Source organism: Paenibacillus gyeongsangnamensis, assembly GCF_027533625.1.
GTDB lineage: Bacteria > Bacillota > Bacilli > Paenibacillales > NBRC-103111 > Paenibacillus_G > Paenibacillus_G gyeongsangnamensis.
Genome location: NZ_JAQAGZ010000006.1, coordinates 33575 through 59792, shown reverse-complemented (window position 1 = coordinate 59792; position 26218 = coordinate 33575). Strand labels below are relative to the sequence as shown.

Here is a 26218-nt window from a genome sequence, read left to right as displayed (position 1 = left end):
GAGTCCTTCGAGATGATTCGTATATTACCTAAAGATAAATTTCACGGCAGCAACAAGAGACGGGCGTCCGGCTCCTCCGGACAGCCTTTATTTGCGGACTTGGATCTGAATCTGTTGTGGCTGCAGACCGAGCTCGGGAACAGTCCGGATTTGACCGTACGCCGCCTGACCAGCCCGAATAATCCGTCGATCCGAATCGCGTTAGTATTCATCGACGGCTTGGTCGACGCCCATATCATCGCGCATCTGATGTCCGAATCGCTCATACCGGAGCTTAGAGAGATGTCTCCAACGGGAGGAGCGAGCGAGCTTCTTCGCCTGTTCTTGGAACAGAATCTCGCGACAGGAAGCGTCAACCAAGTCGTTCAGCTTGAACAAATTTTCGGATCGATCTCCGAAGGGAAAGCGGTCATTCTGCTGGACGGCCTGACAATCGCACTGACTGCCGAAGCATCGGGCGGCGAGAAACGCGCCGTGGAAGAACCGACCTCCCAAACCGTCGTCCGCGGACCCAAAGAGTCCTTCACGGAAAGCATCCGGACCAATACGTCTTTGCTGCGCAGAAGAATCAAATCTCCCGCGCTTCGGATTCAAGTAAAAAAAATCGGAACGCAAACCCAAACCGATATCGCTATTGTCTATTTGCAAGGTATAGCTAACGATTTGATCGTGCAGGAAATTCAAAATCGTTTGGATTCCATCAACACGGACAGCATTCTGGAGAGCGGCTACATCGAAGAATTCATTCAAGACGCCACATTCACTCCGTTCCCGACCATTCAAAACACGGAACGGCCTGATGCGGCCGCCTCATCCATTTTGGAGGGACAAATCGCTATCCTGGTTGACGGGACGCCGTTTGTTTTAATTGCTCCCGTTACGTTTTTCAAGTTTTTTCAATCCAGTGAGGATTATTATCAGCGTTACGATATCTCTACTTTCCTGCGGATCATCCGATACGTCGCTTTTCTCGTCTCCATGCTGCTGCCTTCTCTTTATATCGCCATCACCACTTTTCACCAGGAGATGCTGCCGACTACGCTGCTCGTCAGTTTAGCCGCGCAAAGGGAAGGCATTCCGTTTCCGGCGATCATTGAAGCGCTGATTATGGAAATCACCTTCGAGGTGCTCCGCGAAGCAGGGGTCCGCATGCCGAGGGTCATCGGGCCCGCAATTTCGATCGTCGGCGCCTTGGTCTTGGGACAAGCGGCCGTGCAAGCGGGCTTGGTTTCTGCCGCGATGGTCATCGTGGTATCCTTTACCGCCATAGCCAATTTCGTCATTCCGTCGATTAACATGGCCATTGCGGCAAGACTCATCCGTTTCGTCATGATGTTTTTTGCCGCAACGCTCGGACTCTTCGGCATCATGTCCGGGTTAATGATCCTGCTCATCCATATGGCCGGACTGCGCTCGTTCGGCATTCCTTACCTGATGCCGCTCGCACCGCTGATTGCGTCGAATCTGAAAGACGTATTCATACGGTTTCCATGGTGGGCCATGATCAAGAGACCGCGGTTTATCGCTTCAGGCAATATGCAGAGACAATCCGGAAACCAACAGCCTAAACCTCCGGATGATCGTCTTCTAGAATAGGAGAACAGGCGCATGTCACAGAAGATATCCACATCTCAGGCGATTATTTTGATCATCCAGCTCATTACGCCGACGGCGATTCTGGTGCTGCCCAATATCGTAGCGGGCTATTCCGAGCAAGACTCGTGGATTTCCGTGTTGTTGGCCATGGCATTCGGGTTAGCCCTTGCCCTATTGTTCGGCTCCATCAGTCGGCATACGGCCGGGATGCCTTTCATTCCTTGGCTGGAGACCCGCTTCGGCCGAATCGCCGCCCTTGTCGTCGGCATCGTGCTTTTCCAATATTACTTGATTACTTTAGCGGAAATTTTTCAAGAATTTGCAAATTTCCTTGTGGATAATATCCTGGAAGATACTCCTCGCTTTTTTCTGATGATGATCGCCTTGCTGGTTATCGTGTATGCCGCATCGCTTGGAATCGAAGTCATGGCCCGAGTCGGCGTGTTTGTCTTTATCATCGCCAACCTGCTTTTCGTTATCAGCATGTGTCTTCAAGCGGGAAATTTGCATTTCCCTTATTTGCTTCCGATCGGGGAGCATTCTTTCAAGAAATTGATCCAAGGGAGCGTATCGCCCATCAGCTGGCTGGCCATGGTTCAAATTATTTTATTTTTAGGACCACACCTGAAAAAACCGTCCGATGCAAGAAAAGTTGCGGTTTGGGGCGTCGTCCTGTCAGGGGCCGAGCTCCTTTTGACGGTGATCGTTTCGGTTGCGGTATTTGGTCCGCAGCTCAACCAAATCTATACCTATCCCAGCTTCAGCTTGATTGGAATCGTTAAAATCGGCAATTTCCTGGAACGGGTGGATGTTATATTCATTTCCATCTGGATTTTCACCATGTATGTCAAAATGTCTCTCACGATGTATGGGTTGTTTCAATCATTTTCCCACTCCTTCCGGATCGGCAGCAAACATCCGTTTTTGATTGCTCTAGGGATCTTGTGTCTCCTTACTTCTGTATCTTCGTTTCCAAAGCAGTCCGATCTTAACTATTACTTCCAAGTCGTTGATCCCTTGGATGCATTGCTCGTTAACGTTCTGCTTCCGTTGATATTATGGGCGTTCCTGCTCGGAACCTCGAAAAAAATAAGGAAACGGGGTGGATAGCTGTGCGGCTGAGGCCTTTTGCATTCATTCTCGCTCTGGCAGCTTGCTGCTTCGTAACGGGGTGCTGGAATCGGGTGGAGTTGAATGAGCTCGCCATTACATCGGCCACTTCGTTTGACAAGATCGACGACAAGACCTGGGAAATATCTTATCAGGTCGTTATCCCCTCCGCCATTTCTGCAGGTACGGGAACAAGCGGCGGCGGCGGTGGTCCTTCCCTTCCGGTTATTGTTTATTCCACCAAGGGCCCGACCATTCGCGAAGCGATTTCAAACAGCTATAGGGAAAGCTCCCGCAAGCTGTTCTTTGCGCACAACCGCGTTTTTATTATAAGCGAAAAGGTAGCCCGCGAGGGGCTGGATCAAATTATCGACTTGTATTTACGAAATCCGGACGCCAGGGAGACGGTTAACATTCTCGTAACCTCAGGCAAGGCCAAACATATTTTAGAACAGCTGACACACATTGAAAAAATTCCCGGCGAAGCCATCCAGAAAGTAATATCCATCGAGTCTAGAAACGCGTCCATTCTTCCCAATATCATGGTGTATGAGCTGGCACAGGCCACTTTGGGCGAATCCAAAAGCGCCGTGATTCCGGAAATTTACTTATCCGGGGGAGTACGAGCCGATAATATGGACGAGCTGAAACGAACCCATCTTGGATCCGCGATGAAGCTCGGCAGACTTGCCGTCCTGAAGGAAGGAAAGATGGTGGGCTGGCTGTCCAAGGAGGAGGCTCTCGGGGTTTCCTTCATGTCGGGCAAATTCAAATCCGGCAATATTACTTTTGCCTGCAGTCCGGAATCTGACGGGAGCGAAAAAACGAATGTCCGACTGTTAACGTCAACGACAAAGCTTACCCCGAAACTGGAAAACGGGAAATTAACCATGGGCATCAACATTAAGGGAACCGGCATTCTCCAGGAAACGAATTGTTCTTTGGATTTGAATAAGCCCGCCAACATCGCTCAATTGGAAAACGGTCTGCGCCAGGAGCTCCAAAAAATAATCGAAGCATCCTGGAAGAAAACAAAGGATATGAAGGTCGATGTCATGGGTTTCGGTGAAGCGGTTCACCATAAGTATCCCAAAGAGTGGAAAAAAATGAAGAAGGATTGGAGCTCCGTTCTAGCATCAGCAACGATCGAACTCCATATCAAATCCTCCATCGTGCATGTCGGTTTAAGCAATAAATCGTTTAAGCTTTTGAACCGGAAAGAAGGGGGAGATTAGATGATTGCCTCCCTCATCATCCTTGGCTATGCATTGCTCCTTTACTGGGGCTTGCGCGAGATATGGAAACAACGGCGGATTTCGGAAGCCATCTGCTATATTCTTTTGGTCGGATGGTGCGCCTACTTAAGCCTTGCAAAACTCTTTCACGGCCCTTTGATTACCCTTGTATCGCTGCACAGGATTTTACTGACACCCTTAGGCATATGGTTGAAGCAATGGATGGAAGGAGGCGCAGGAGGTTGAGTGAAGAGCGGATCTCGAAACATCAACTGGCGATGATGATTGTGCTTTTCGAAATAGGCAGTACGCCGTTATTTATGCTTGGCATGAAAGCGAAGCAGGATGCCTGGCTCGCCATGTCGGCAGCCGCAATCATAGGGCTCCTGCTTCTGCTCTTGTTTCTTGGATTACAAAAGAAAGAACGGCTGCTCAGTTTGTTCGGGATGCTGAGGAAATATTTCGGCCGGCGGTTCGGGTCTTTCTTGGGCTGGTCCTATGTCGTCTATTTCGGCTACGAATCCATGAGAAACGTACGTGATTTCGGAGAGCTCATGAATCTCTCCTTATTGTCGGAAACGCCTAAATACGCCATTATGTCAATCATTGTCGTGATCTCCATGTACGGATTGATGAAAGGCTTGGAAGTTTTTTTCCGATTGCCCGAAATCCTCGTTCCTCTGGTCTTCTTCAGCTATGCCGGACTTATTCTTCTGTTTGCGGTCGCGGAGCTCGTTCATTTCCAGAGGCTCTCTCCCGTGCTGGAGCAAGGGATCGGCCCAGTGCTTCAAGCCGCTTTTCCGGAAATCGTATCATTTCCTTTCGGACAAATGGTCATTTTCCTGCTGTTTTGGCGGTTAGTTCAAGAGAGCGAGTCCATCGGCAAAACGACGGTTTGCAGTTATCTTTCCGTAGCTGCATTTCTAATCTTTATGAATGCGTTGAATCTAGCCGTTCTGGGGCCGGCATTAGCCGGTGTAAGTTCGTTTCCTTTCCTGCAATCCGTTCAGCTAATCTCCGTTGCCGAGGTGTTCGAGCGGATGGACGTGCTGATGGCGCTGCTCATTTTCAACGGGCTGCTCATCAAAATGATGGCATTTCATTTATGCGCCGCGATGGGGATAGCCGAGCTGACTTCAATCCCTTATCAGAGATGGGTTATACCCGTGGGGCTGGTGATTTTCGCCACCTCCTTCCTGGAGCCCAGCTATACGGTTCATATTTGGGTCGGTCTCGTGATCAGCGTGAAAATTTTTACGATATTCCAAATCGTGATCCCCGTGCTGCTTTATACGGTTATGGGAATCCATGGGCTGTACAAGAAAAAAACCACCGCATAGGGTGGTTTCAGACTGCCGGATCCGGCGAAGAGTCGTTACGCTTTCGCCCTCGGATGAGCCTGGTCATATACCTCTTTCAGCTTGCTGCGGGTTACCTGGGTATAAATCTGCGTCGTCGAAATATCGGCATGGCCGAGCATCTCCTGGACGGAACGAAGATCTGCTCCGTTCTCCAGCAGATGGGCTGCGAACGAGTGTCGAATCGTATGGGGCGTTATTTCGCTGCGAATACCCGACTCGTGCGCATAGCGCTTAATAATTTTCCAAAAGCCCTGCCGCGTGATGCGCGTACCCAAATGATTGATGAAGAGCGCCTGCTCTTCCTTCGATGGTTTGAGCAGCCGCGGGCGCATGCCTTCGATATATTGCGTCAGGCAAACGGCGGCCATTCTGCCGAGCGGCACGATTCTTTCCTTCTCGCCCTTGCCTACGCAGCGGATGAAGCCCATCTCGGGATTCACGCTGTCCACATTCAGCATGATGAGCTCCGTCACGCGTATGCCGGTGGCGTAGAGCAATTCGAGCATCGCTTTATCCCGCAGCCCGTTAGGCTGCGTGACGTCAGGCGATTGAAGCAGCCGCTCCACCTCGGCTACGCTCAATACCTTGGGCAGCCGTTTCTCCTGCTTCGGCATTTCCAGATGGATCGTAGGGTCCTGCTCGATGACGCGTTCCTTCACTAAATAATGATAAAAAGCCCGAATCGAGACCATACTCCGGGTTACGGTCGCCGTCGCCCGCCCCTTCTGCTTCTGCGCAAGCAAATACCCGGCCACATGCGTTTTGCCGCTCTGCCTGATTGAAGAAACGCCCGCAGCCTCTAAAAACTCTATGTATTGGTGCAAATCGCGATTGTACGAATCAATCGTATTGTCCGCCAAGTTACGCTCGTCGGATAGAAATCGGATAAACGTCTGCAAATCGTTTTTCATGCGCGGCCCTGTCCCCTTCTTGTTATGCAGAACGCCCACATGGGGTTTTATGCGTTTCCTAGCTCTGTACTATTCCACACCTGCACCCGGATTTCCTGCCGACGATAGCAAAGCTTATTCTCCGATCAAATAAAACAGCTTCAGCCGCTCCCCCATCGACGCTTTATCCCGGAGACCAAACGGTTCGTTCGGCTGAAATACTTTGATAGCCCTGCCCGACGGCTCCTTATATTTCTGCGCCGGCTCGATCCACTGGGTCACAAGCAGCAGCGCATGGTAAATAAGGAATGTAAATGCGGTAAACAGCACGATAAATCGGAAGCGTTCCATCCACTTTCTGGCATGAAAGACCATAGTTTAGACCTCCTTTACAGGCTGCCGTTCGAAACCTGCTCTCGGAAGCTTGCGGCTCCCTCTAGGACTAACCTATGATCCTTCGTGCGATATTATGTTGTACCCCCGATTAAGAGATCGGAAGCAGCGTATCCAGCACGGAATAAGGCTTGCCTAACGCTTCGGCCACCGCGCCGTAGGTTACGTGACCATGATATGCGTTCACACCCAGCTTCAGGGACGCATTGCTGTACAGCGCACGCGTAACCCCTCGGCCGGCCAGTTCCATCGCATAGTTGATCGTCACGTTCGTTAAAGCCAGCGTGGACGTCCGCGGAACGGCGCCGGGCATATTCGCAACAGCGTAATGGATGACGCCGTGCTTCTCATAGGTGGGCTCGCTGTGCGTCGTGACCCGGTCCACCGTAGCGATGGAGCCCCCTTGGTCGACAGCAACATCGACGATTACCGCCCCCGGCTTCATCTGTTTGACCATCTCTTCTGTCACCAGCTTCGGCGCTTTGGCCCCCGGAATCAGTACGGCCCCAATCAGAAGATCGGCCTTTTGCACGGCGTTGGCGATGTTAAACGGATTCGACATCAACGTACGGATCCGTCCGCCGAATACGTCGTCGAGGTATCGGAGCCGGTCCCCGTTCCGTTCGATGACAACCACGTTCGCCCCCAGCCCGAGCGCCATCTTGGCCGCATTCGTACCGACAATGCCTCCGCCGATGATAATGACGTCCGCCGAAGGTACTCCGGGTACGCCGCCGAGCAGAATGCCCCGTCCGCCGTAGAGCTTCTCCAGATACTGCGCGCCGACCTGAACGGACATGCGTCCTGCTACCTCGCTCATCGGCGTCAAGAGCGGCAGGCTGCCGTTCGGCAGCTGGATCGTTTCATAGGCGATAGCCGTCATTCTGCTCTTAAGCAGCGCTTCAGTCAGCTCGGGCTCGGCCGCCAAATGGAGGTATGTAAACAAAGTCAGCCCCTCACGGAAATAACCGTACTCCGCCGGCAGCGGCTCCTTCACTTTCATGATCATTTCGGCTTTCGCCCAAACCTCGGAAGCTTCGGCTACGAGCTGCGCGCCTTCCTTGATGTATTCCTCGTCCGTAAAGCCGCTTCCCATCCCCGCTCCGGCTTCCACCAATACGGTATGACCGGCATGGACGAGCATGGCTGCACCGCCCGGGGTCAAAGCAACGCGGTTCTCGTTATTTTTAATTTCCTTAGGGATCCCGATTATCATCTAAGCCGCCTCCGTTACCTGTCGTTATATACTTCACCTTATGTATAGATTCCGCCAATCGTCCCGGAATATGTGAACAAAGCAAAAAACCTTCAGACTTGATTGGGCTCAAGCGAAGGTTTACAATCACTGTTTGTTCTTCTCGCGGCACCGGTGACAGATGCCCTGAAAGTCGAGGCGGTGGTCCAGCACTTGGAAGTTGAATTCTTTGTCAAGCCGCTCCTCCAGCGGTCCGAGCCAATCTTCCATGATTTCGTCCACGGCTCCGCATTGCACACAGATCAGATGATGATGATGATGATGAGTGCTGTCATTGCGAAGATCGTAACGCGCCACGCCGTCGCCGAAATTCATTTTCTCCAAAACATGCAGCTCGCTGAGCAGCTCCAACGTGCGGTATACGGTGGCAAGGCCGATCTCGGGAGCCTTGTCCTTCACGAGCATGAACACGTCCTCCGCGCTGAGATGGTCTTCCTCATTCTCAAGCAGAACCCGTACGGTCGCCTCCCGCTGGGGCGTCAGCTTGTAGCCTTGCGATTGCAGCTGCTGCTTAATTTTTTCAATGCGAGATTCCATGCTCCTCCCCCTACATGTTTTGCCGTAGGCAAAACAACTTCGAAAGCAACCACTCGGGTTTTGCGGCAGCAAAACCGTCTTCGTAAGCAAAACCGGCTCCAAAACCAAGTGTTGCCGTAAGGCAAAATCAACGCGTTGAAACGTCTGTCAAACGCATAGAAGCATCCGGCCCCGCACCCCTGTAATCCAGAGTAAACGCGGAAATGGCCGCATGCTTACATTATAGGTCGTGCCGCGTATCAAAGTCAAACCTTTTAACCGCTTCTTACGAAGCCGAGCCGAGCACAAGCATCGGCGTGACCCATTTCATCATCACGGGAGAAACTTGGGCCTCCAGCATCGCCACCCCGGCCAGCAGCACGGCCGATGCCAGCACCGTAGCCGAGAAACGCATGAACGGCTCGTATAAGGTCCCTCTTTTCTGAAGGAAGCGGTTTTTCACCAGATGTACGGTAAAGGCCATCGCCGTAACGCTGCAGACGAGCAGCACCGGAATGGCGATCAGGTTCTGCGGTACGACCGCGACGAGCGCGAACAGCAAGCCCTTCCAGGACATCGTCCCGGCCAAATACCCAATCGTGAAGCCGATCAACACGCCTTTCAAAAAATCAAGGATGAGAATCAGCGGGAGCCCGACGACAGAAACGCCCAGCACCCAGATAATGAGGATCCATTTAATATGCATCGAGAACGAATCTCGGAACGATCCCTGCACGTCCCCACCCAGCGCCCCCTGCTCCACGGAGGAGAAGAAATTGCCCAAGTACCGGGTAATCTCCTGCTTCTGGTCCATTGACAAGGCGTTCACCATGACAGCTCCGAATACGACGCCGGTGACGAATATGACTCCTACAAACAAATAAAACGACAGGTGCTCCTTCATATATTGCTGCATCGACCGGTTTCGTCCCATAGCGGAATAGCCCCCCTTGTCCGAATAGTACAGGATATGAGGGGCTGTCCCGCATTATGACTTATGTTTGGACCTTGCCGTATTTGCCGCCTCCGCCAACCGCAAGCTGGAGAGTCCCGTCCCTTGCCGCGGTCAAGTATCGGGCTATCGATTCACCCGCCGCCTCCGCAAGCTCCTCGAAGCCGGCCTCATGCAGTAATTTCATTTCGGTGCCGAACCGTTCAATCAAACGGCGGAACGTCTTCGGTCCGAGTCCGGGAATATATTCCAGCGGCACCTGGTACACATAAGGCGGACGGCTGGGGGGGACGAACGGGATGTCGCGGTCGGCCAGCTCCAGAATGCGGTCCATGACGCCCCGCACAATCCGCCGGCTTCCGCAATACAGGCATCGCTCGGTCGCAATGGCGTCCGCTTCATCGAGGATCCAGCCGCAATCCCCGCAGTAGGTCCGGTGATATTTGCCCAGCCGGGGATTGAGCCCGTAGTTCGCGAGTACGCCGCGGCCTTCTTCACCGGCCAGCGCTTTGCGGAACTCCTCGAACGTCGGCTCCATCAGGGCAAGCTTATTGTACTCGCGTCCGATCTTCGGTAGCGAGTGCGCGTCCGAATTGGTCAAGAACGTATACCTGTCCAGCTCGCTCAGGTAGCCGGCCATCTCGGAGTCGGCGCTGAGGCCGAGCTCCACCCCGGCGATGCCGTCCAGGTCGAGCAGATGCGACATCCGCGTCGAGCAGCTGCCGTACACGCTCTTATGCGGCGTGAAGATATGGGCCGGAACGAGCAGGCCGCCGCGGGACAGCACTTCGGCCTGCAGCGCCTTGGCCGGAACATAAATCCTCTGGGAGCTGAGCTGCACGTTCTTCATATGCTTGCCCAGCCAGTCTGTAAACGCCCGCATCTCCTCAAGTCCCGGCATATAGGCCATAAGATGTGCCGTTCCGAGTCCTTCATCCCTCACCTCGATCTCACAGCCGAGCAGCACTGTTGTGGAATGATAACGAATGCCCCCGCCGGGCAGCTCCGTCATTTCCCCCCGGTCGAGGTAGCGGAGCATCTCGCGCTGCACTCCCGGCGAATGGCAGTCGATAATGCCGACGATGTCCATCCCTTTGACCTGCGACGCTTCCCGCGCGATATTGTAGAACGTCAGATTGTTCGCGGCGCTGATCTTGACGGCTTGTCCCTCTTCCGTCCGGCCGATATGGATGTGAAGATCGGCGTAGTAGCTTTGCATGCTACAGCGTCCCGCCGAGCTTCATAATTTGCCAGGCGTAGACGGCCATGATCGTTTTGGCGTCGCTGATCCGCCCTTCGCGGATGTAGTGCTGCGCCTGTTCCAGGGTAATCGCCTCCACCTCGAGGAACTCGTCTTCATCCGGACGTGCCTCGCCCTGCGACAGGTCGTCGGCCACATAGAGGTGAATCAATTCATCGGCAAAGCCGGGCGACGTGTAGAAGGAGCTGAGCAGCTTAAGCGATGCGCTGCGATAGCCGGTTTCTTCAGCCAGCTCTCTGGCGGCGGCCTCCTGCGGATGTTCTCCCGGATCCAGCTTGCCTGCCGGAATTTCCACCTGGCTCTTCTCCATCGGTTTGCGGTATTGCTCCACGACAAGCATCTTGTCGCCGATCAAGGCGAGCACCGCAACGGCACCCGGATGCCGGACAATCTCCCGCGTGGCCGTGCTTCCGTTCGGCAGCTGTACGGTATCCACCTGCAGCGATATGATTTTCCCCTGGAAGATCGGTTCCGTGCTCAGCGTAATTTCTTCAAATTTTTTATCGGTTTTATGGCTCATGAAGTGTTTCCTTTCCTGGGAAAATGAGGTAGTAAAGGGTAGAAGAAATCGTTCACGTTTGATTATATCACGTTTTACGCAAGAGTTCGCAGATTGGGGAACTAGATAGGCATATCCATGCAGCACCCCGCATACGCTGGAGGTAACAAGTCTAGTAATCTATCTGGATCGGGGGAATGACTATGAAAACCTATGCTACGCTCCATCAGCTTCGTCTTGTAGGAAAAGGTTGGGAAATCAGACGTTACTTGCAGGATGCGCTGCGGCAGACGGCGCGCAACGTCCGTTTAACCGATTATCTGGAAGGCAATCCGTCGCGGGGTGTCCGTTCTAAGCACGCGTCAAGAGCGCAATAGCCGAAAAACATACTCCGCTGCGGTGCATATCGCCGCGAAGAACGAAGGACTTTCCCGTAGTCCCTTCCCCATGGAAGTGACCGAACCGTAGGCCGACAGCGCCTTTTCCATGGCTTCAACCGAAGGGGCCTCCCGCCATACCGGCTCATGCTTCCGGTCCAGCCCGGAAGACTGCAGCTGGCTCGTCAGCCTCCTCGATTCCTCAGGCTTCAGAAGCGGCAGCGGCAGCCTTGTCTTGGTGATGACGATATCTCTAAGCACCGTAACCGTATGATGGCTCAAGCCGCGATGCCGCTCCCGCTCTTCCTCGAAGCTGATCCGGGGAATAGGCACGGGAAGTCCGCCGAGCACCGCCGCCGCATGGAGCAGCTCCCCGGTTTCAATGCCGGAGTGGCCATATTCCGTAGCGGTGCCGACCATCCCGGGACCTTGGATCACAATGGCCAGGTCCGCTTCCAGCACGACACGCGCCGCGAGCAGCCCCGTGTATTTGTTGACCGTCTCAACGTCTCCTCCGTAAGCGTGACCGTAGGTCACCGTACCGGTCAGCCAATCGAGCTCACGCAAACGGCGAACATGCCGGCTGAGCCCGATCGGCAGCGCGCCGCCGTCTCCCATGACGTAAACGATCCGCGGCATGTGAAGCCCTTCCGCCTCGGCCAAGCTCCGCATCCAGGCAACCGCAACAGGAAGCATGCTGTGAAGCTCACCGACCAGGACCGGCATGCCGTCCAGCCGGCGTCCGCCCGACATCAGCGAATGATAGGGGCTTACCGGCTCTTCCGCCGCAAGCACCGCCCGCTGCAGCGATGTATATCGCAGCTTCATGATGTGACCGTCATAAGGGTTCGAAGCGTCTTCCTTCCTCCCGTACGATTCCGCCGCACCGTTCATCGGAGGCAGGACGGCGTGCACAAAATGCATGCCTCCCGTACCCAACCCGAGCTCCACCGCTGTAGTATTGAGCAGCACTCGGCTTCCCGGGAGAAGCGGGCCGTTCAACTGAAGGTCATAGAAAGCGCCCGTCTCCGATCCGTCTGCCATACGTACCGTGCATTCGAGCAAATCACCGTCCTGCGCTGCGATTTCTTTCACCACAGCGATCTCCCAGCGGATGCCCATGCCAGCATCCCCCTTCCTCCTGCTATTCAAAAATCGCTGCCTCTCCCGCTTGGCAAGCCGGGAAAAGCAGCGATTTCTTCACGTAGTATCAAGTTATGCCCGGAAGCGGATATTTATCCCTTAGCAACCTCTTGAACGATGGTTACAACGACTTCCGCCGTCTTCACCAGGTCCTTCACGGCAATGCGTTCCTTGGTGGTGTGAATGTCAAGGTAGCCGATCGCCAGGTTTACGGTAGGGATCCCCATGCCGTTGAACATGTTGGCGTCGCTGCCGCCTCCGGAATGGAACGTGCGCGGCGAGCAGCCGACGTCGGACAAAGCTTTCATCGCCAGCTTCACGACAGGCACCGTCTCATCGTGCATGTAAGCGGGGTAAATCACTTCGCTTTTAAAATCGAGCGTCGCGCCCATCTCATCCGCGGCCTGCTGACAAGCCTTCCGCATGTTTTCGACTTGCGCATGCATCTTGTCCTGCGTAATGCTTCGTGCTTCGCCTTCCAGCTTGACAATCTCTACGACCACATTCGTCGCACCCGTCACGCCGCCCTCGAAGCGGCCGATATTCGCCGTCGTTTCCTTGTCGATTCGTCCGAGCGGCATGCGGGAGATCGCTTTGCTGGCGACCGTAATCGCGCTCACGCCGTCTTCCGGATTTACGCCCGCATGGGCGGAACGGCCGGTGAAGGTGATGTACACTTTGGATTGGGTCGGCGCCGCTACGGCAATGTCGCCGATATTGCCGTTGGAATCGAGCGCATAGCCGAAATCGGCATCAACCCATTTGGCGTCCAGGCCGCGCGATCCTTTAAGACCCATTTCTTCGCCCGCCGTGATGACGAATTGGATTTGTCCATGCTCGATCCCTTTTTCCTTCAGCATGCGGATCGCTTCGAACATTGCGGCGAGTCCCGCCTTGTCGTCGCTGCCCAGGATCGTCGTTCCGTCGCTGCGTATGTATCCGTCCTCGCCGATTTGCGGCTTGATCCCAACACCGGGTGCTACCGTATCCATATGCGAGGTGAAGAACAGCTTCGGCAGCGGCTTCGACGAGGTAGCCGCCAGCGTGCAGATCAGGTTGCCGGAGCCGTGGCCGGTCTTGGCGGCGGAATCGTCCTCCTCCACCTTAAGTCCGAGCGCGCCGAATTTCTCCTTCAGCACGCGGCTGATCTCCTCTTCGTGTTTCGTCTCGCTGTCGATCTTCACCAGCTCGATAAATTCGTCTACTAACCGTTGTTCCTGGATCATCTCTTTCCTCTCCGCCCTTTCTTGAGTTAAAATGCTAGTATAAGTTTCGCCGAGCAGGGGACCTTATCGATCACCCTTCGGAGCACTAATATGAGGAGCTGAATTAACCATGAAACGCAATAAACTGCTGTTCCGGATCGTCATCTACCTGATGCTCGCTTCCATGCTGCTGACGACCGTCATGTTTACGATCAATTCCATCCTCTGATCCGATTGTGCGAGGTCTAAGCCGGCGTCTGCATGCCGCAGTCCCCGGCTTCCCGCACGGATTCGATTCAATACAGCTTCGTATCCTGGTTGTACCCTTCCAAATTCTCCTTCACCCGCTGCAGGAAGCGGCCGCAGATAACGCCGTCCAGAATGCGGTGATCGAGGGACAAGCACAGGTTGACCATGGAACGGACCGCGATCATATCCTGAATGACGACAGGCTTCTTGACGATGGATTCGAACGTCAGAATCGCCGCTTGCGGATAGTTGATGATCGGGTAGGAAAGAATCGATCCGAACGAACCGGTATTGTTTACCGTAAACGTACCGCCCTGCATATCGTCCAGAGACAGCTTGCCGGCTCTTGCCTTCCGGGTTAATTCGTCGATTTCCCGGGCGAGACCGGCAATATTTTTTTGATCGGCCTTCTTGATGACCGGCGTCACGACGAAATCCTCCGTACCTACGGCGAGCGATAGATTGATATCGCGCTTCACGATGATTTTGTCGACGGCCCAAACCGAGTTCATGATCGGGTAATCCTTGATCGCGTTCACGACCGCTTTCAACAGGAAGGCGAGGTAGGTCAGATTGATTCCTTCCTGACGCATGAACTCGCCCTTGAGCTTATTGCGGAGCAGCACGAGATTCGTAACGTCCACTTCAATCATCGTCCAGGCGTGCGGAATCTCCGTGACGCTTTGGCGCATCCGGCTCGCAATCGTATTGCGGATCGGCGTGACGTCGATGAGATATTCCCCGCGGCCATCGAGCTGCTGACCTTCCACCTCGATCTTCGGCAGCGGCGGATTCTCTGATAGATGGATGCCTGTCGAACGTACCGGCACCTTCGGCGGGTTCGGCACGAATACCCCGCTGTCAGCCGAGTCCGCAGCGTCTCGTGGAACGGCCGCAGCCGCGAGTGGCGCTTGAACCTGGGTCGTTCTTGCCGCAGGCCCGGCTGCCGGACCCGAAGCGATATGCGCCTCGATATCTTTACGCGTTACCCGGCCGCCGAGTCCGCTGCCTTTCACCTCGCTCGGATTTATGCCATGATCCGCCGCAAGCCGGAGCACCGCGGGCGAGAACCGCCCCCGCATGCTCTGATCGCCATCCGCGTCTGCTGACCGGACCGCAATTTCCCCTGCAGCCGGTTCGCTTACGCCGGAGCCGGCCCCGTCGGCTGACGCTGTTTGCGGTTCCTCGATGATACAAATCGCCTGCCCTACGGCCGCCGTTTCCCCATCAGCGGCCAGAAGCTGAACCAGACGACCTTCGACGGGAGACGGCATCTCGACCGTCACTTTATCCGTAATCAATTCGCACAGCACATCGTACTGTTCAATGTAATCTCCGGGCTGCTTCAGCCACTTGCCGACCGTAGCGGATACGAGGCTTTCCGCCAGGTGGGGTACCGTCACTTCGGTTCCTTGTTTACGCTCGCTCATGTTCTCCGGTCCTCCCGCTTGCCTAATACAGCGCCAGCTTGCGCGCCGCTTCCTTGATCTTGTCCGCACTCAGCAGGAAAAACTTCTCCATCGGCGGATTCATCCCCCCAGCCGGCACGTCCGGCGCGCAGAGCCGTGCGATCGGAGCGTCCAGGTCGTAGAGAAGCTCTTCAGCGATAATCGCCGATACTTCCGCACCGACGCCGCCAGTCTTGTTGTCCTCATGAACAATCAGCACCTTGCCGGTTCTGCTCGCCGCTTCCAGAATCGCTTCCTTGTCCAAAGGCTGAATGGTGCGCAGATCCAGCACGTGAACGCTGATGTCTTCCTTCGCCAGCTCTTCGGCCGCCTGCAGCGCATACTGCACGGTTATGCCGTAAGAAATGACCGTGACGTCGGTTCCCTGCCGCTTGACGTCGGCTTTGCCGATCGGCACGATATAATCTTCATCCGGCACTTCACCGGTAATACTGAGGTAGCATTTCTTATGCTCAAAATAAAGCACCGGATCCGCATCGCGGATGGCCGCTTTCATTAAGCCCTTGGCGTCGTAAGGGTTCGATGGGGCAACCAGCTTCAGTCCGGGCGTGCCGAAAAATACCGATTCCGGGCACTGGGAATGATACAGCGCGCCGCCGCCCGTCGCCCCGTAAGGAGCCCGGATGACGATCGGACAGCTCCAATCGTTGTTGGAACGGTAACGGATTTTCGCCGCCTCGCTGATAATTTGGTTCGTAGCAGGGAAGATGAAATCGGCGAACTGCATCTCCGCCACCGGACGCATGCCGTACATGGCCGCTCCGATCGCTACGCCGGCAATGGCGGATTCCGCCAGCGGCGTATCCATGATGCGCTCTTCGCCGAACTGATCCCGCAGTCCTTTCGTCGCGTTGAGCACGCCGCCCTTGCCCACATCCTCGCCGAGCACGAATACGTTCTCGTCGCGTTCCATCTCTTCCTTCATGGCCGTACGAATTGCTTCCAAATAAGTAATGACCGCCATCGGTTATTCCTCCCCGCCTTCCGCGTACACATGCAGCAGCGTATCTTCCGGCTTCGGATAAGGCGCCGAATCGGCATAGCTCGTCGCTTCATTCAGCTCTTTCTTAATCCGGTCGGACAGCTCCGCTTCCTGTTCCTCGCTCCACAGCCCGCAGCCGATCAAATATTCTTTATATTTAATGAGCCCGTCCTGCGCTTTATTGGACTCCACTTCTTCCTTCGTCCGGTAAAGAAGATCGTCGTCCGATGTGGAGTGCGGAGTGAGCCGGTACATGACCGCCTCGATCAGGGTAGGTCCTTCGCCCCGGACCGCACGCTCTCTTGCTTCCTTCACGACGCGGTAAACCTCCAGCGGATCGCGGCCGTCCACCTTATAGCCCGGGAAGCCGTATCCGATGGCCCGCTCGGCAATGCTGCCGGATACTTGCTTGTGCAGCGGCACGGAAATCGCATATTGATTGTTCTCGCACATGAAAATGACAGGGAGCTTATGTACTCCGGCGAAGTTGCAGCCTTCATGAAAATCCCCCTGATTGCTCGAGCCTTCGCCGAACGTCGTGAACGCTACGAATTCCCGGCGCTTCATCTTGGCGGCGAGCGCGAAGCCGACCGCGTGAGGCACCTGCGTCGTCACCGGACTGGAGCCCGTCACGATGTTCAGTTTCTTATGGCTGAAGTGGCCCGGCATTTGGCGCCCGCCGCTGTTCGGATCCTCCGCCTTGGCGAAAGCGGCCAGCATAAGCTCCTTCAGCGACATGCCGACGGTCAGAACAAAGCTGTAGTCGCGGTAATACGGCAAAAAATAATCCTTATCCTTATTCAGCGCATAGGCGGCTGCCACCTGAGCGGTCTCTTGGCCGATGCCCGAAACGTGGAATGCGATCTTCCCCGATCGCTGCAGAACATGACAGCGTTCATCGAATTTACGGCCCGTCAGCATGAGCGTATACATCTCGACCGCCTGCTGATCCGTTAATCCCAGCTGGCGGTGTTTCCTCATTTGACCGATTGACATGGGCTGAGCGCCTCCTTTAAATCTAATACAAGATTTTAATACCAGGTTCTAATACTTGACCCTATAATATATTATAAACGGTTTGGAATATGAACACAATTGTACGCAGGTAAAAATCCCCGGGGCACCGCCGTCCTTGGTCTAGAAGCTTATCGATTGCCCGTCAACCGCCATCATGGCCTCGCCGAGCAGCTCCGACAGCGTCGGATGCGGATGAATCGTTTGCCCCACTTCCCACGGCGTCGCTTCCAGCAGTTGGGCCAGCGCAGCCTCCGAGATGAAATCCGTCACGTGCGGGCCAATCATATGAACGCCCAAAATATCGTTCGACCGCTTGTTCGCAATGACCTTGATGAAGCCGTCAGTTTCCCCGTATACGAGCGCTTTGCTCAGCGGCTTGAACGGAAGCTTTGCGATTTTCAGCTCGAAGCCCTGCTCCGCCGCCTGCCGCTCGGTCCAGCCGACGCTTGCGATCTCGGGGCGGGAATACACGCAGCGCGGAACGCGGTGGGCAGCGTAGCCGTGCGGATTCCTTCCGGCGGCATGCTCTGCAGCCATAATGCCCTCGTGCGATGCGGCGTGGGCCAGCTGAACGCCGCCGATGCAATCGCCGACGGCATAAATGTGGGACTCCGCCGTCTGCATAAAATCATTCACGCGGATGAATCCGTTCTCGATCTTGACGTCGGTATTCTCCAGCCCGATGCCTTCGACATTCGCTTGCCGCCCGACGCAGACCAGCGCCTTGTCCGCCGACAGCTCCAAAGTGCCGTTTTTCTTCTCAACCGACAGTGTCACGCCACCCGCTCCCGTCCGTACCGTCTCGGGAAGCACCTTCGCTCCCGTATGTACCGTTACCCCGCGTTTTTTCAGCAGCCGCTCGAGCTCGCGCGAAACGTCCTCGTCCTCTCCCGGCAGCAAACGCGGCGCATATTCAACAACCGTCACCTGAACGCCGAAGTCGCTCAGCATCGATGCCCATTCGACGCCGATCACACCGCCGCCGATAATGATCATCGAAGCGGGAAGCGCCTCCATCGTCAGCGCATCGTCACTGCTGAGCAGGAATTCGCCGTCGATCGAAAGCCCGGGCAAGCTGCGCGGGCGCGAGCCGGTAGCGATTATCAAGGCGTTGGGAACAAGCGACAGATACTCGCCGTCCTCCTGCTCCACGGACACCGTTCCGCTGCGCGGCGAAAAGATCGAAGGCCCGATAATGCAGCCTTTGCCGCGGAACACCTCGATCTTATTTTTTTTCATCAAATATTGAACGCCGCTATGCAATTGATCCACAATCGCCGTTTTGCGGGTTTGGACCTTGTTAAAATCGAGCTTGACGCCTTCCGCCAAAATCCCGTAGGACTCGCTTTCCTTCATCGCCGCAAACAGCTCCGCGCTCCGAAGCAGCGCCTTGCTCGGGATGCAGCCGCGATGAAGACATGTCCCTCCTAGCTTGTCCTGTTCGACGATGGCAACGCTTTTCCCCAGCTGCGCCGCCCGAATGGCCGCTGTATATCCGCCGATGCCTCCGCCGAGTACTACGACATCAAAATTATGCGTCATTACGTATTCCTCCTGCATTCGACTTTCTATTATCCTTACATTCTAACCTTTTTTGAAGGCAGAAATATAGTACTAAATCTGAACACGACATGAATTCTGTCATTGTGACACAAAATTCAAAACCTGGACATGAAACGGACATCCTTTTATGATACTTTAAGAATAAAGAATTAGGAAACGCGATCAAGGGCAAAGGAGCTTCGCATGAAAGTTACGCTATCTCGTTTTATCGCCATCCTGCTCCTCGTCATACCGGGACTAATGGCAACTTATGGCTTTTTGGCCATGAAGGACGCTTGGTTCGCTCAGTTCGACCATACCTCGTCCGATCCTCACGTGCTGTGGGGCAAGCTAGTCTGGGGATTGCTGCTGTTCGCGGCCGGCATCGCCTTTTTGGGAGGATGGACGTTCTTTCGGGACCGCAAGCGCAATTACGTAGCTCCCCGCTTCCGACAAAAACGCAAAAGGGAGTAGACGCAGGAGGGTTTCCGCGTTTTCTCCCTTTTTTGTACGATTACGCGCCGTCTCGTCCCAGCCGGTCCATCCAGCGCAGCATAGCATTCCCGTCGATCACCTGCGAAAGCGACCGGTTCCAGGTCCAGACGTGCAGCAGGATCAGGACCAGAAGGACGCCCCACTCCGCCGCCGGCCCCCAGGACCAGAGCACTGCGCAGCCAAGTCCGAAGCCGAGCAGGTTCGCTCCCGTATCCCCCAGCATGACGCGTGCTTTTAGGTCCAAAGGCAGCAGCAGCATGGCCCCGACGATAAACGGGAGAAGCCATAGCAAGCGAGGATCCGACTCGAACCATTCCCCGCAGAGCGCCGCAGCGAGCACCAGCGCACCGGAGACGACTAAAAAGACCTTCAGCGCACGGCCGGGGCGGAGGTCCAGCAAATTCAGCGCGTTCGCCGACAGCATCGGCAGAAGAACCCCGCAAACAGTACCCAGCAAGCTCTCATCCGGCGGCAGAACGAGCAGCGCTCCTCCCAGTACAGCTCCGGCCTTCAGCCATCCGGTGGTCGGTACGCCGCTGCTCAGCCAGGCGTTCCAGTGGGCTGACAAGCCTTTAATGCGTTTATCCCCGTAACGGTCATCCGCGAAGGAAGCCCATGTTACCAGCAGCAAGGACATATCGAACAATACAATGTCCCACGGCGGCCCTTCGCCCAAGATCAGCTTCCAAACCATCAGACCTCCTAGAAATAACTGCGCGAGCAGCCATACGAGCAGACCGCCCGCGGTTGCAACAGGCTCGCCCCTATAATTTATATCCGTGATTCCTCGGCTATACAATACCGACAATACCCAAAACCTCAGTCCGTACCCCGTAACGTACAAAAGCAGGCCGGCTGCGGGAAGCAAGGCGGCCTTCAGCATACCGGCTTCCGCCAGCAAGCCCACAGGGTCCGGCTTACCGCAGCGAGCTGCTTACCCCGGTGCCACCAGCCCGACCAGTTGCGCCCCGTCTCCCGGTGATAGAGCGGCACCTCAAGCTCCTGCACACGATACCCCATCTTAACCGCGTCAATGAGCAGTCCCACCTCCACGCCGAAGCCATCGTACCTGCCGCGCGAGCGATGAAGAATTTCCGAACGGACCGCGCGCTGTCCTGATAATGGGGCTTGAGAGCGGAATCCGCTAAGCCATCGTACGCCTCGGGCCGCCGCTCCACGAACGAGTCCGAAGCCGCCTTTCCGGCTGGCCTGCGGAAGCTTGGCTACGGTCATATCACACTCGCCTTCCAGCAGCGGCTGAATCAAATCCGGCCAATGCTTGGCGCTTGAACCGAGGTCCGCGTCCAGGAAAACGACGACCTCCCCGGACGCCGCTCTCCACCCTAGACGCAGCGCCGCTCCTTTGCCCCGGCGTGCGGGCTGTCGAAGAATCAGATCGGCATAAGGTACAGCCAGCTCGGCAGTCGAATCCCGGCTGCCGTCATCGACGACGATCAGCTGCGTCCGCATACCCGTCTGGCAAGTCAGATTGCGGCAGCCTTCTCCTATCGATTGGAGCGTACCCGCAAGCAGCGCCGATTCGTTCCATGCGGGGACAATGATGGATATGGTTTGGGCCTGCATCGGGCACCCTCCCTTGTTATATGAATAATGACTTCACGTAGGCTTTCCAGCCGGCACGCACCGGTATGGATTTCAATTCGGCTGCCTGTGCATACAGCTTGCTGATTCCTTTGGCATCGACCAGCTTGCCGCCCACCTTCATCCGGACCAGCCAGCTGCTGCCCATGCCCGGCCTTCCCTTCTCCATAAAGTCCAGCATATGGCTGTGAAGGCCGACGGTAACCATCAGCTCGCATTGCTGGTCATAGGCCAGAAGAAGCGCCAAGTCTTCGCTGGTTCCGCCGGAAAGCACCGTAGCGGCCTCCAGTCCCGCGGCTTTTACCCGCTCCAGCCCCGGCGCGCGTCCATCCAAATAACCGTGAACGAGCAGCTCCGCTCCGCAGCGGAGAGCCGCATCCGTCACGCTGTCCATATCTCCCACGATCAGGTGCGGACGGAAACCGCATTCGAGGAGCGCGTCCGCGCCGCCATCCACGCCGATCAACACGGGCCTTCGGCTCCTAATATAGCTTGTCAAAGCAACGAGATCCTGTTTATAGCCTGCTCCGCGTACGACGATAAGCACCTGCTTGCCCACGAGACACGTACGCAGCGGAGGACATTGCAGCGGCTCCAGAATGACGGCTTGTTCGTACTGCGCGTAATGAAGCGTGTTCTCGATAAACCGCCGGAGCTGCTGCTTCTCCCCCATCGAAGCAAGCGTGAACCGCTCCAGCCACAATTCCTGGGTGAAGGCTGTGCAAGGTACCCATCCATGGTCCAAGGAAATGCCATTCTTATGTATAACCGCACGCGAGGAAGCAGCAGCTTGGTCGTAATCGGACGGGGCGATTTCGAAGACAGGTACTCCCGCCTCCAGCAGCCGAAGAGCCGATTTGATCGGCAGGCTGCCCGTAATCGTCCGCCCGGCGTTAATGACGGCCCTGACCCGGGCTTCCAGCAGACTCTCCGCCGCGAGCGTGTCCATGTCGTCATGGCTGATCAGTGCGATCGCGCCGGGTTTTAACCGGAGCACTAAATTTTTGGTGATACGGTCCGCTGCGATACGGCCCCGAATCGGCAGCTTGGCCGAACCCGATAATGGTTTCATCTTCCATCCCCGACCTCCGTTTTCTAGAGCCGGAACTTTTGTTACTTTAGGCATTCAGCCCCGCTATTGGGTGCCGGCGGTCAAGGAACCGAGCGCCTGCTGCACCCGTGTAACGCCCTGAGACATCGCATGACCGCTGCCGACCGCGGCGGCGACCGCCGTCGCTTCCATAATTTCTTGCGGTGTCGCTCCCTCCGATAACGCTTCTCCCACATGATAAACCGTGCATACCTCATTGTTGGCAAACAGGCTGATGCCGAGCGCGATCAGCTGCTTCTGTTTTTTATCCAGCACCCCGTCTGCGAAACAAGCGGCTGTAAAATGATGGTATGCATCCACCATACCGGGCATAAGCTCTTTCATGTGACCGACACCGATCTTATAAGAATCGGCCTTTTGGTTCAAATCCGCGGTATTCATTCCCGTTCAATAGTCCTCCTCTAACACGTTATACTCACGTTTTAACGTCCCCGGCCAAAGGACGCTTTATGCGCTCGGAAAAATAAAAACGAAAATTATCGAAAGCACTTGCAGTTTTCCACAATAATCCAACAATTATTATGGTATAATGGGCAGTATCCCAGCATAAGGAGTCGGTTCCATGCAAAGATCATGTCAGAAAATTGTTCGTATTCAGGATGGTCTGATAACGGAAATTTATGATGGCTTGGTTTACCGTGACTTCAGTGACAATGAGAATGCATTGAAGGAATTGCTGATGGATGACATAGGGTTGGATTTCGATGCGGTAATCCATACCTACGAGAAGCTTCTCTACGATCTGGCCATGAAGAGTACGGAACTACGTTCGTTGATTATGGAAAGACTTCCGGAGGAATGGCTCGACTGGGCTTGTGATCATTATGAAGAGAAAGAAGAAACGGTGGCGTCTTTATTGAAGAAGCAGCCTATCCTATAATTACATCCTGCTCTCCCGGTTTAGCGTCTAACACCCGGCCCATACTAAGAAGCGAATTCATCGTATGGAGGTGTAACGGGCATGATTCGGAACCTGGAAAGCAATTACGATTGCTCGCAAGCCGGAGACGATTTGCATCAGCTGCAAGAGGAGCTTCTGGCCGCCCAAGCGGAAAACAACAGCCCCGAAGCGATGGAACGCGTCCGCCGGCTGGAGAATCAGATCCATTTTATTAAGACTAAGTGCGACATCCATCCGTAAAAGGGGTTCGACTTGATCCTGTTATTGCCTTAGTTCGAAGCTGGCACAACGCCGGCTTTTTTCTTTTGCCGGAGCGAGATGCCCATGGAAAGCAGCCGTCCCAATGCATAAACGGTGCTGGGGATCCATGAATGATACAAGACGGACTCCTTTAGACACCAAGCCGGAAAATTACTTCCGGGAAGTAGGCCGGTGTCACGGACCCGATTCGCTGCATATGGTGTGATATCACCAGCAAGCAGAGAGGAAGATAAGCCATGTCTTACTATCCCTACCCACCGCCGTATTCTTCAAGCTATTATCCTTATCCGCCGTATCCTTACGGTACAGCTTATCCTTACGGTTCCCCCCCATATCCTTATCCGCACTCGACTCCGGTCCAACCGATCCCCGTTCCGATTCCAGTTCCCTACCCTGTCTACGGAGGCGGATGGTACGGAGGGCATTATGGAGAGCATACAGAGCACGAACACCACGGACATCACCGATAATTCAAAAAAACGCCGGTTCGTTTGGGACCTATCCCGGGAGCTGGCGTTTTGCATTCAGTTACATGTCTTTCCCTAAATAACCAGGATAAACGGCTACGCCATCCTTGTCTTACAAGGACTAGCGCGTTTACCAAGGTTGATGCGAAGCTGTAAGTTGCGAAAACTTATAAAGTCTTACTAGAGTAAAGGGCAGAGAAATCTGCCCCTCCTCATCAAACCGTACGTGAGGTTTTCCCTCATACGGCTTTCCGATGTTCGTCATTCATGTGCATGCAGATCACAAGAGCGTTTTAAGTCCATATTGACTGGCCAGAAATCTTACTTCTTGAAGCGAACTCATCCATCTTGCGTGCTGTCTCTTCTTGACATACCATCTCGTGAGCCTCTGCAAAATGTACCAGTCCAACTTTGCTAGCTTTACTTGGCTGTGGGCCGTGTAGTAATAGTTCCTCCACCCCTGAATCTTTGGATTCACCGCTTCAAAGATCGGTTCCATAACCATTTTCGTCGCCATCTGGATGACCCGGTCTCGGATTGTGGGAATACCTAGCGGTCTTTGCTTTCCATTTTTCTTCGGAATGTAGTGCCGTCTTACGGGCTGAGGATGATACTTGCCTTCTTTGAGGATTCGATGGCATTCGTACAAGAAAAGATACTCTCCTTGTTTTTCGATGTCCGCAAGTGTCTCCCCGTCGATTCCAGCCGACCCTTTATTGGCTCGTACTCTCCTCCACGCTTCCCACAGAATGTCCATCCGGTAGACCTTGTCATAGAGCGCATGGAATCTACGCTTCTTGTTCTCCTTGGCCGCATGACCTAGTTTCTCTTGGAGTTGTTGAACGTTTTCCTTTGGTGTCGTTAGCCTCTTGGCATTCACTGACTCGTACCTCCTAAGAAACATGAACAAACTAGGGCTCCTTCCCTCCCGCAGGTTGTGTTGTCCTGCATTCATTGGTACTATGCGCCCCTCGGACTCCCTTCCTGCAGACGGCTCACTTCACTTTTCGGGCTTATAGAGCGCCTTTTTACGGTCTTTTTTTAAAAAAAACTTCCGTGCAGGGGAGGGTCTCCCCAGTTCACTGCATCCTCTTTCATGCCATGCCGATCCCCTTACGCCGGAGGGTTCTTCGCTGCCGCTCCAAGTTCCTAGCAGTTTCCATGGCCTTCGTCCATGTTGACGGGACTCGGCTCCCTCTTCTCCCTCTTGCGAGGCCTTTTTGACGACGCGGCAGGATTCACTTTATGTTACGGCCTGGCATGTTGCTCGCCCTGATTCTAACAGGTACTTCCGTCGATGCGCTTCTACGTACTGCTTTCACTGTACGCAGGCATCCTAGCTACACGGGGGCTTGGCCCCTCCCGCGACCGGACTTTCACCGGCTAGAAAATGCGTGCCTCTGGGCACGCTCAACAAATAAAAACGCCGGATTTCCATCCGACGTTTCAAAAGTTGCTAACCGTTTTTTTGCGGGAACGAACGTTACTTATCGTCCTTCGACGCGCTTCCCGCGGGGTTTCACGATACCTTATGCTCGATCCGCAGCTTATCCGCCACCATCGCGATAAATTCGCTATTGGTCGGCTTCGCTTTCGAGATATTGATCGTATAGCCGAACAAGTGGCTGATGCTGTCGATGTTGCCGCGCGTCCAAGCGACTTCAATCGCATGGCGGATAGCGCGTTCGACGCGGCTAGGCGTCGTTTTGTACTTTTCGGCAATAGCCGGATAAAGAGTCTTGGTGATGGCGCCCAAAATTTCAATGTTGTTATATACCATCGTAATCGCTTCACGCAGGTACTGGTATCCTTTAATATGCGCAGGAACACCGATCTCATGAATAATGGTTGTAATGTTGGCGTCCAAATTTTTCCCTTTGGGGAGCTGGACGACGTTCGCTTTCGACGAGGAAGAGCTTGTCATCATCGGCATGGCCGACTGGTTGGTACTCACCAGCTGACGAATCCGGTTCGTCAAAATTTCCATATCGAAAGGCTTGAGAATGTAGTAGGAAGCGCCAAGCTGAACAGCTTTCTGCGTAATGTTTTCTTGGCCGAAGGCGGTCAGCATAATGATTTTCGGCTGCGGCTGCAGGTCCATCTCACGCAGCTTCTCGAGCACGCCAAGTCCGTCCAAATGGGGCATAATAATATCGAGGATCAGCACATCAGGCACTCTGGGGCTTTGTTCGATCAAGCGCAGCACATCGTTTCCGTTATAAGCAACGCCGGTTACCCGCATATCATCTTGGTCGTCGATAAACTCGGAGAGAAGATTAGTAAATTCTCGGTTGTCATCGGCCAATAAGACTTCGATCGTTTGCAAAAT

29 protein-coding genes are annotated in these 26218 nt (G+C 54.6%); 10 read left to right on the top strand and 19 right to left on the bottom strand.

Going from position 1 to position 26218, the window contains the following annotated elements; all coding sequences use genetic code 11:
• Positions 1–12: 12 nt before the first annotated feature.
• Genes O9H85_RS10650 through O9H85_RS10630 form a run of 5 tightly spaced genes read left to right on the top strand, consistent with a single transcriptional unit; the run spans position 13 to position 5281 of the window.
• On the top strand, positions 13–1596 hold the full coding sequence (locus O9H85_RS10650) for a spore germination protein (RefSeq protein WP_269881327.1): 1584 nt from the start codon (positions 13–15) through the stop codon (positions 1594–1596).
• A 12-nt stretch (positions 1597–1608) separates the two neighbouring features.
• Positions 1609–2706, top strand: a complete 1098-nt coding sequence (locus O9H85_RS10645; protein WP_269881326.1) for a GerAB/ArcD/ProY family transporter — start codon at positions 1609–1611, stop codon at positions 2704–2706.
• A complete protein-coding gene (locus O9H85_RS10640; RefSeq protein WP_269881325.1) occupies positions 2655–3941 on the top strand; it encodes a Ger(x)C family spore germination protein in 1287 nt (428 codons plus the stop codon). The genes O9H85_RS10645 and O9H85_RS10640 overlap by 52 nt, the downstream gene beginning before the upstream one ends.
• On the top strand, positions 3942–4187 hold the full coding sequence (locus O9H85_RS10635) for a hypothetical protein (RefSeq protein ID WP_269881324.1): 246 nt from the start codon (positions 3942–3944) through the stop codon (positions 4185–4187).
• Positions 4184–5281, top strand: coding sequence for a GerAB/ArcD/ProY family transporter (locus O9H85_RS10630; protein WP_269881323.1), 1098 nt, complete (start codon positions 4184–4186; stop codon positions 5279–5281). Before O9H85_RS10635 ends, O9H85_RS10630 begins: the two co-directional genes overlap by 4 nt.
• 35 nt (positions 5282–5316) lie before the next feature.
• Here the strand turns inward: O9H85_RS10630 and xerD are convergent, their stop codons facing one another.
• From xerD to O9H85_RS10595, 7 genes are all read right to left on the bottom strand, one after another.
• A complete protein-coding gene (gene xerD, locus O9H85_RS10625) occupies positions 5317–6213 on the bottom strand; it encodes a site-specific tyrosine recombinase XerD (protein ID WP_269881322.1) in 897 nt (298 codons plus the stop codon).
• Positions 6214–6327: 114 nt separating this feature from the next.
• Complete coding sequence (locus O9H85_RS10620) at positions 6328–6567, bottom strand: YqzK family protein (RefSeq protein WP_269881321.1); 240 nt, start codon at positions 6565–6567, stop codon at positions 6328–6330.
• Positions 6568–6676: 109 nt separating this feature from the next.
• Entirely contained in the window at positions 6677–7801 is a 1125-nt protein-coding gene (ald, locus tag O9H85_RS10615; RefSeq protein ID WP_269881320.1) for an alanine dehydrogenase, read from the bottom strand.
• A 126-nt stretch (positions 7802–7927) separates the two neighbouring features.
• Entirely contained in the window at positions 7928–8377 is a 450-nt protein-coding gene (gene fur, locus O9H85_RS10610; protein ID WP_269881319.1) for a ferric iron uptake transcriptional regulator, read from the bottom strand.
• A gap of 265 nt (positions 8378–8642) precedes the next feature.
• Entirely contained in the window at positions 8643–9290 is a 648-nt protein-coding gene (gene spoIIM / locus O9H85_RS10605) for a stage II sporulation protein M (RefSeq protein ID WP_269881318.1), read from the bottom strand.
• A gap of 61 nt (positions 9291–9351) precedes the next feature.
• Positions 9352–10527 carry an endonuclease Q family protein gene (locus O9H85_RS10600; protein WP_269881317.1) on the bottom strand — a complete coding sequence of 392 codons (1176 nt, stop codon included), beginning with the start codon at positions 10525–10527 and terminating at the stop codon, positions 9352–9354.
• Between the two features lies 1 nt (position 10528).
• Positions 10529–11089 carry an NUDIX domain-containing protein gene (locus tag O9H85_RS10595; protein WP_269881316.1) on the bottom strand — a complete coding sequence of 187 codons (561 nt, stop codon included), beginning with the start codon at positions 11087–11089 and terminating at the stop codon, positions 10529–10531.
• 182 nt (positions 11090–11271) lie between these two features.
• On the opposite strand from O9H85_RS10595, the gene mciZ reads away from it, so the two are divergent.
• Positions 11272–11445: a Z-ring formation inhibitor MciZ gene (gene mciZ, locus O9H85_RS10590; RefSeq protein WP_269881315.1), complete on the top strand. Its 174-nt coding sequence runs from the start codon at positions 11272–11274 to the stop codon at positions 11443–11445.
• Here the strand turns inward: mciZ and O9H85_RS10585 are convergent.
• Both O9H85_RS10585 and O9H85_RS10580 read right to left on the bottom strand, forming a co-directional pair.
• The gene (locus tag O9H85_RS10585; RefSeq protein WP_269881314.1) at positions 11431–12567 is read right to left on the bottom strand and encodes a DUF3866 family protein; all 1137 of its coding nucleotides are present in this window, start codon (positions 12565–12567) and stop codon (positions 11431–11433) included. The genes mciZ and O9H85_RS10585 overlap by 15 nt on opposite strands.
• 113 nt (positions 12568–12680) lie before the next feature.
• Positions 12681–13814 (bottom strand): M20/M25/M40 family metallo-hydrolase, encoded by a 1134-nt coding sequence (locus O9H85_RS10580; protein ID WP_269881313.1) that lies wholly within the window; start codon positions 13812–13814, stop codon positions 12681–12683.
• A gap of 109 nt (positions 13815–13923) precedes the next feature.
• Here O9H85_RS10580 and prli42 point away from each other — a divergent pair, with 109 nt between their 5' ends.
• Complete coding sequence (gene prli42, locus O9H85_RS10575) at positions 13924–14022, top strand: stressosome-associated protein Prli42 (protein WP_269881312.1); 99 nt, start codon at positions 13924–13926, stop codon at positions 14020–14022.
• A gap of 67 nt (positions 14023–14089) precedes the next feature.
• On the opposite strand, the gene O9H85_RS10570 is transcribed toward prli42, so the two are convergent.
• The 4 genes from O9H85_RS10570 to lpdA form a co-directional block, all read right to left on the bottom strand.
• Positions 14090–15472 carry a dihydrolipoamide acetyltransferase family protein gene (locus O9H85_RS10570; protein WP_269881311.1) on the bottom strand — a complete coding sequence of 461 codons (1383 nt, stop codon included), beginning with the start codon at positions 15470–15472 and terminating at the stop codon, positions 14090–14092.
• A gap of 22 nt (positions 15473–15494) precedes the next feature.
• Entirely contained in the window at positions 15495–16475 is a 981-nt protein-coding gene (locus tag O9H85_RS10565; RefSeq protein WP_269881310.1) for an alpha-ketoacid dehydrogenase subunit beta, read from the bottom strand.
• A 3-nt stretch (positions 16476–16478) separates the two neighbouring features.
• Entirely contained in the window at positions 16479–17489 is a 1011-nt protein-coding gene (locus O9H85_RS10560; protein WP_269881309.1) for a thiamine pyrophosphate-dependent dehydrogenase E1 component subunit alpha, read from the bottom strand.
• A 141-nt stretch (positions 17490–17630) separates the two neighbouring features.
• Positions 17631–19052 (bottom strand): dihydrolipoyl dehydrogenase, encoded by a 1422-nt coding sequence (lpdA, locus tag O9H85_RS10555; RefSeq protein WP_269881308.1) that lies wholly within the window; start codon positions 19050–19052, stop codon positions 17631–17633.
• Between the two features lie 204 nt (positions 19053–19256).
• On the opposite strand from lpdA, the gene O9H85_RS10550 reads away from it, so the two are divergent.
• A complete protein-coding gene (locus tag O9H85_RS10550; RefSeq protein WP_269881307.1) occupies positions 19257–19526 on the top strand; it encodes a DUF2627 domain-containing protein in 270 nt (89 codons plus the stop codon).
• A gap of 40 nt (positions 19527–19566) precedes the next feature.
• Here O9H85_RS10550 and O9H85_RS10545 read toward each other — a convergent pair whose 3' ends face one another.
• From O9H85_RS10545 to O9H85_RS10530, 4 genes are all read right to left on the bottom strand, one after another.
• Positions 19567–20430 (bottom strand): hypothetical protein, encoded by an 864-nt coding sequence (locus O9H85_RS10545; protein ID WP_269881306.1) that lies wholly within the window; start codon positions 20428–20430, stop codon positions 19567–19569.
• A complete protein-coding gene (locus O9H85_RS10540) occupies positions 20424–21131 on the bottom strand; it encodes a glycosyltransferase family 2 protein (protein WP_269881305.1) in 708 nt (235 codons plus the stop codon). Before O9H85_RS10540 ends, O9H85_RS10545 begins: the two co-directional genes overlap by 7 nt.
• 16 nt (positions 21132–21147) lie before the next feature.
• Positions 21148–22221: a putative cytokinetic ring protein SteA gene (gene steA / locus O9H85_RS10535; RefSeq protein ID WP_269881303.1), complete on the bottom strand. Its 1074-nt coding sequence runs from the start codon at positions 22219–22221 to the stop codon at positions 21148–21150.
• A 63-nt stretch (positions 22222–22284) separates the two neighbouring features.
• Entirely contained in the window at positions 22285–22584 is a 300-nt protein-coding gene (locus O9H85_RS10530) for a carboxymuconolactone decarboxylase family protein (RefSeq protein WP_409348130.1), read from the bottom strand.
• A gap of 238 nt (positions 22585–22822) precedes the next feature.
• On the opposite strand from O9H85_RS10530, the gene O9H85_RS10525 reads away from it, so the two are divergent.
• The gene (locus O9H85_RS10525; RefSeq protein WP_269881301.1) at positions 22823–23140 is read left to right on the top strand and encodes a hypothetical protein; all 318 of its coding nucleotides are present in this window, start codon (positions 22823–22825) and stop codon (positions 23138–23140) included.
• Between the two features lie 81 nt (positions 23141–23221).
• Complete coding sequence (locus O9H85_RS10520; RefSeq protein ID WP_269881300.1) at positions 23222–23401, top strand: DUF2524 domain-containing protein; 180 nt, start codon at positions 23222–23224, stop codon at positions 23399–23401.
• A 768-nt stretch (positions 23402–24169) separates the two neighbouring features.
• Here the strand turns inward: O9H85_RS10520 and O9H85_RS10515 are convergent.
• Both O9H85_RS10515 and spo0A read right to left on the bottom strand, forming a co-directional pair.
• Complete coding sequence (locus tag O9H85_RS10515) at positions 24170–24769, bottom strand: group II intron maturase-specific domain-containing protein (RefSeq protein WP_269881299.1); 600 nt, start codon at positions 24767–24769, stop codon at positions 24170–24172.
• Between the two features lie 639 nt (positions 24770–25408).
• Entirely contained in the window at positions 25409–26215 is an 807-nt protein-coding gene (spo0A, locus tag O9H85_RS10510; protein ID WP_269881298.1) for a sporulation transcription factor Spo0A, read from the bottom strand.
• Positions 26216–26218 lie beyond the last annotated feature (3 nt).

What these genes read in the sequence shown, in the direction of transcription:
- O9H85_RS10650 (WP_269881327.1), top strand. Translation starts at nt 13, where the DNA reads ATGATTCGTATATTACCTAAAGATAAATTTCACGGCAGCAACAAGAGA.
- O9H85_RS10645 (WP_269881326.1), top strand. Translation starts at nt 1,609, where the DNA reads ATGTCACAGAAGATATCCACATCTCAGGCGATTATTTTGATCATCCAG.
- O9H85_RS10640 (WP_269881325.1), top strand. Translation starts at nt 2,655, where the DNA reads ATGGGCGTTCCTGCTCGGAACCTCGAAAAAAATAAGGAAACGGGGTGG.
- O9H85_RS10635 (WP_269881324.1), top strand. Translation starts at nt 3,942, where the DNA reads ATGATTGCCTCCCTCATCATCCTTGGCTATGCATTGCTCCTTTACTGG.
- xerD (WP_269881322.1), bottom strand. Translation starts at nt 6,213, where the DNA reads ATGAAAAACGATTTGCAGACGTTTATCCGATTTCTATCCGACGAGCGT.
- O9H85_RS10620 (WP_269881321.1), bottom strand. Translation starts at nt 6,567, where the DNA reads ATGGTCTTTCATGCCAGAAAGTGGATGGAACGCTTCCGATTTATCGTG.
- ald (WP_269881320.1), bottom strand. Translation starts at nt 7,801, where the DNA reads ATGATAATCGGGATCCCTAAGGAAATTAAAAATAACGAGAACCGCGTT.
- fur (WP_269881319.1), bottom strand. Translation starts at nt 8,377, where the DNA reads ATGGAATCTCGCATTGAAAAAATTAAGCAGCAGCTGCAATCGCAAGGC.
- spoIIM (WP_269881318.1), bottom strand. Translation starts at nt 9,290, where the DNA reads ATGGGACGAAACCGGTCGATGCAGCAATATATGAAGGAGCACCTGTCG.
- O9H85_RS10600 (WP_269881317.1), bottom strand. Translation starts at nt 10,527, where the DNA reads ATGCAAAGCTACTACGCCGATCTTCACATCCATATCGGCCGGACGGAA.
- O9H85_RS10595 (WP_269881316.1), bottom strand. Translation starts at nt 11,089, where the DNA reads ATGAGCCATAAAACCGATAAAAAATTTGAAGAAATTACGCTGAGCACG.
- mciZ (WP_269881315.1), top strand. Translation starts at nt 11,272, where the DNA reads ATGAAAACCTATGCTACGCTCCATCAGCTTCGTCTTGTAGGAAAAGGT.
- O9H85_RS10585 (WP_269881314.1), bottom strand. Translation starts at nt 12,567, where the DNA reads ATGGGCATCCGCTGGGAGATCGCTGTGGTGAAAGAAATCGCAGCGCAG.
- O9H85_RS10580 (WP_269881313.1), bottom strand. Translation starts at nt 13,814, where the DNA reads ATGATCCAGGAACAACGGTTAGTAGACGAATTTATCGAGCTGGTGAAG.
- prli42 (WP_269881312.1), top strand. Translation starts at nt 13,924, where the DNA reads ATGAAACGCAATAAACTGCTGTTCCGGATCGTCATCTACCTGATGCTC.
- O9H85_RS10570 (WP_269881311.1), bottom strand. Translation starts at nt 15,472, where the DNA reads ATGAGCGAGCGTAAACAAGGAACCGAAGTGACGGTACCCCACCTGGCG.
- O9H85_RS10565 (WP_269881310.1), bottom strand. Translation starts at nt 16,475, where the DNA reads ATGGCGGTCATTACTTATTTGGAAGCAATTCGTACGGCCATGAAGGAA.
- O9H85_RS10560 (WP_269881309.1), bottom strand. Translation starts at nt 17,489, where the DNA reads ATGTCAATCGGTCAAATGAGGAAACACCGCCAGCTGGGATTAACGGAT.
- lpdA (WP_269881308.1), bottom strand. Translation starts at nt 19,052, where the DNA reads ATGACGCATAATTTTGATGTCGTAGTACTCGGCGGAGGCATCGGCGGA.
- O9H85_RS10550 (WP_269881307.1), top strand. Translation starts at nt 19,257, where the DNA reads ATGAAAGTTACGCTATCTCGTTTTATCGCCATCCTGCTCCTCGTCATA.
- O9H85_RS10545 (WP_269881306.1), bottom strand. Translation starts at nt 20,430, where the DNA reads ATGCTGAAGGCCGCCTTGCTTCCCGCAGCCGGCCTGCTTTTGTACGTT.
- O9H85_RS10540 (WP_269881305.1), bottom strand. Translation starts at nt 21,131, where the DNA reads ATGCAGGCCCAAACCATATCCATCATTGTCCCCGCATGGAACGAATCG.
- steA (WP_269881303.1), bottom strand. Translation starts at nt 22,221, where the DNA reads ATGAAACCATTATCGGGTTCGGCCAAGCTGCCGATTCGGGGCCGTATC.
- O9H85_RS10530 (WP_409348130.1), bottom strand. Translation starts at nt 22,584, where the DNA reads ATGAAAGAGCTTATGCCCGGTATGGTGGATGCATACCATCATTTTACA.
- O9H85_RS10525 (WP_269881301.1), top strand. Translation starts at nt 22,823, where the DNA reads ATGCAAAGATCATGTCAGAAAATTGTTCGTATTCAGGATGGTCTGATA.
- O9H85_RS10520 (WP_269881300.1), top strand. Translation starts at nt 23,222, where the DNA reads ATGATTCGGAACCTGGAAAGCAATTACGATTGCTCGCAAGCCGGAGAC.